The sequence below is a fragment of the Arthrobacter livingstonensis genome (assembly GCF_003219815.1).
Lineage (GTDB): Bacteria > Actinomycetota > Actinomycetes > Actinomycetales > Micrococcaceae > Specibacter > Specibacter livingstonensis.
On the sequence record NZ_QJVD01000072.1, the window covers coordinates 1 to 3,655 of the forward strand.

2 protein-coding genes are annotated in these 3,655 nt (G+C 61.4%); one reads left to right on the forward strand and one right to left on the reverse strand.

The window, feature by feature from the left end:
• Positions 1–1,184: 1,184 nt before the first annotated feature.
• Positions 1,185–2,165 carry a serine hydrolase domain-containing protein gene (locus CVV68_RS22670; protein WP_170133332.1) on the reverse strand — a complete coding sequence of 327 codons (981 nt, stop codon included), beginning with the start codon at positions 2,163–2,165 and terminating at the stop codon, positions 1,185–1,187.
• Positions 2,166–2,666: 501 nt separating this feature from the next.
• Between CVV68_RS22670 and CVV68_RS22675 the strand changes: the two genes are divergently transcribed.
• Complete coding sequence (locus CVV68_RS22675) at positions 2,667–3,035, forward strand: SdpI family protein (protein ID WP_110503244.1); 369 nt, start codon at positions 2,667–2,669, stop codon at positions 3,033–3,035.
• Positions 3,036–3,655 lie beyond the last annotated feature (620 nt).

Genomic DNA, 3,655 nt, shown 5'->3' on the forward strand with positions numbered 1-3,655 from the left:
GCACTCGTCGGTGTCGGACTCGGCTTGTGCACAGCCGGCTACGGCGTCGTCTTCCTCCGTCACGTCGCCACCAGTCCACAGCTTGGCTGAAGTACCGTCGCACGGGAACACGAGCATCCTATTCTCCTCACGCACGACGGGCGTATCCAACGGCGCCGGGGCGGTTCACTCTCCGCAAGGGGAACGCTCTGCGGGACGGGTGGAAACGACGCAAGCAACCCAGATGTTGGTTGAAGCCGCCCGGGAGACCAGAGCCGCCAGCAGCACGCGGCCGAAGAAAATGACCGACGCGAAGCACTGCGTGATGAGGCTGGCCTCAAATATGACTTGGCCGAGCGACGAGAAGTGCTGGCTGCCTGTCTCGACGGCGTGGCCAATAAGGAGGCTGTGCAGGCGCGATTGAGTGCCACCAAGGCCAGGGAACCCCGCCCCGCCCAGCGCGGCAGTCGCCAAGGCCTCCGGAAAGACATCCAAGGCACGCAAGTCGCTCGGGAGAACCGGGCCGGCGAAAATCCTGCAAAAGGGCCGGAGTCGCTGGTAGCCCAGACACGAGAAAGGGGCCGGGGCCAACCGCTAAGGCAGACGACTTCCATCACGTGCCGCTGAGCGATTGCCAGCCACCAGGTAGGTCCCGTGCCAACCGTAAAGGCGACTTAACCCAGACCGCCCAAAGTCGACTTGACGAGATTTCAGAGAGTGGCTATATTTTTTCTCGTAAGAAAAAGAGAACGGAAGTTCCCCCGCTGACAGTAGTTGTAGTTGCTTTTCTAGGGGGGAAGCACCGTTGCAGTAACATCTGGTCGTCGACAGCTTGAGATGGCCAGAGCAACACCAGCAGTACCAGTAATTCCTGGTCGTCGGACAGCTTCAGATGGCCAGAGCAACACCAGCAGTACCGGACCGTCAAGCAGTAGGAGGCGGACACAGCAACACCAGTAACACCTGGTCGTCGGACAGCTTGAGACGGCCAGAGCAGTAGCGGTAACGCGGGGCGGGCAAGTTGAGAGCATCTTTATGCACTCCTTGCCCGCCCCTAACGTTCGGGTCTGCTGGCCGGCACAGATGGGGTCGCCGCCGAAAACGGCATAAGTCGTGCGACAGGTTCAAGCGGTCAACGCAACCCCTTGTCACTGGACCTCACCCAGAGTCTGTCCGTAGCGGGAAGGCTAGGCGGTGCAGGTAGGTTAGCGGGCCGTGTTGGTCAGCCAGCGGGTCAGCCCGAGTGCGACACGCTGCTGGCGGGCGGCGTTCGCGGTGTCGGCGAGGACGGCGACCGCCCGGCGCGCCTGCGGGTACAGGACCAGAAAAGCCGAGTAGCCGCCGGTCTGGCCGTTGTGCCACACCATGTCTCGTCCGCTGGGCTGGTCCCGGTCGATGATCCAGAACAGGCCCGAGGAGCGATTCGGCGGGCCTGGCTCAATGGGGGCGAACGAGTTGATCGCGGCTCGTCCCGGCGCTGTGCCATCCAGCAACCCGATCACCAGGCGGGAGATATCGGCCGGGGTGCTGGTCACACCACCGCCGGCCGGGCCGTACCCGCAGGCACGCCACGGCCTGGATCTGCGTCCGATCGCGGTCCAGCCGCGCCGCACGCCGGGGCGTAGGTCGGTACCCGAGCCGGTCATCCTCAGCGGTTCGAACACCCGGCGCTTCAGCAAGTCCGCATAGTCGCGGCCGGCGGCGCGGGCGAGCCCGTGGCCCAGCACCGCGGCACCCAGATTGGAGTACCGGAAGCGGCCACGGCCGGTGAGACGCTGCCGGCGGGCGGCGGCGATCACTGTGGCGGGGGTGGTGCCCCAGTAGGGGTCTACACCGGTATACCCGGCGGCAACAAGCCGGAGCAGGGTCACCGGCGACCGGGGCAACCGGGGCAATCCGGAAGTGTGAGTGGCCAGTTCGCTCAGCCTCACCGACCCGATAGGGCTGCCACCCGTCTCGGGCAGGAGCTGCGCCAGCGTCGCGTCCAGGTCTGCCTCGCCGCGTTCGATGGCATTGGCGAGCAGCATGCCCGTCAGGCCTTTGGTCACCGACCCGATCTCGAATGGAGTGTCAGCATCCGCGCCGATGAAGGCCATTCGTGTGGGAACGGTCGCATTCAGGTCGATTACGACTGCGGCGACCCGGCGAGCCCGCCTACCAGCCAGCGCCACCAGCTCGGCTGCCACGCCTGGATCCCCAACAACCGGCCCCGCCCGATGCACCAATGTCCGCACTGCTCCGACGACCATGGCCACCACGACCACGCATCCAACCACCGACAGGACGGTGCCGATCACAGCCGCACGCCAGCCCGAGCCACACGGAGCACTAACAACGTCATCCTCCGACCATACCGCGGGCTCAGCAGAGAGCCGCACGAGGATCCCTGCTGAGCATGCCACAAGACCAACGGCCAGAGACAGTATCGAGCTGTTAGGTTTGCTTCATAAGTGGATTCATTGAAGATTGCGGCATTTATGCAGCCCCCCCCCCCCCCCCCCCCCTCGCGCCCTGTGGAGGGCTCTGAGGGGCGTGAGTGTTGGGCAAGATCAACAAAACGTTTGGGTGAATTGAAACTGGCAAGGCAAGCTTGCGTGTTCCAGCTGACGAAATATCAGAACTCGGCTGACTTCATCAGGGCACATAGGCCTGAATGAGCAGGCCACGACCGGAAGAAGGGGCTAGACGTGAATCACGAAATATGTGGCCATGCAGGGCTGGCAATCTTATCAATCATCATGTTTGTTGTTTTCGTTGGACTTGGATCTGCTGCAATCTATCTCAGAAAACACCCGGGGCGCCCTTCACCGATGTATGGCATACGGACTCAGGCAACCCGCCAGTCACCGGAGGCGTGGACGGCCGCACAAGTGTCCGGTGGCCGGTCGTTCATGTGGTTCTGCTTTGCAGCTGCGGTGCCGGCACTTGTCTCATTTTTTCTGCCACTCGCGGCCGGTACCATCTTCGCGATAGCTGCGGGCGTAGTGTTTTTTGTTGGGGTATTTGTCAGCGCGATAGTAGCTAACAACGCAGCGAACCGACACTCTGATGATTGAGTCAGTCAGTCAGAATTGCCAACTGACCCCTTTGCACGGAGAAAACAATACGACTGAAAACACCCGAAATGGTCGTCCTCAGGGTGGAGTGGTGGTCGCGCGCGGCTGATTTTCAACCGCTGAGTGGGGTTAGTAGGAACAGACAGAGACGGATTGGTATGCGATCCGTAACCGTAAGACGTATACCGTTGGCAGGCACACATAGTGTCCCGCAAGACGGTCCACCACCGGCCAAATATGGGTCTGACCTGCGGTTTTGATTGACTTAGTTTTGAGGCCGTCCCGTAACACCCGTCCGGTGAACTGACCGGTGGTGGGAGGGTATACGGAACACCTCTCGGCCGCGCTTTCGGACCAATGTTGGGCGATGCAGACTGGTTCTGAACAATAGTGCTCAGCGAGCATCCCGGACACGAGACAGTCATGCTTTTACCTCAGCATTAATGTTTCGTTGCCGCCGATTCGTGGGTTTAGGCCATTTGATATCATTCAGCACCAAGTCCGACTTTAATACGGAGCTTGCCTCGAGTGTTGGAACAGCGCGGTTACGTCCCGCTGAGTGGTGGAGTTTGCCTCAACACCGTGCGGGTCAGTTCTTTGATTATGCTGCAGTGAGTTCT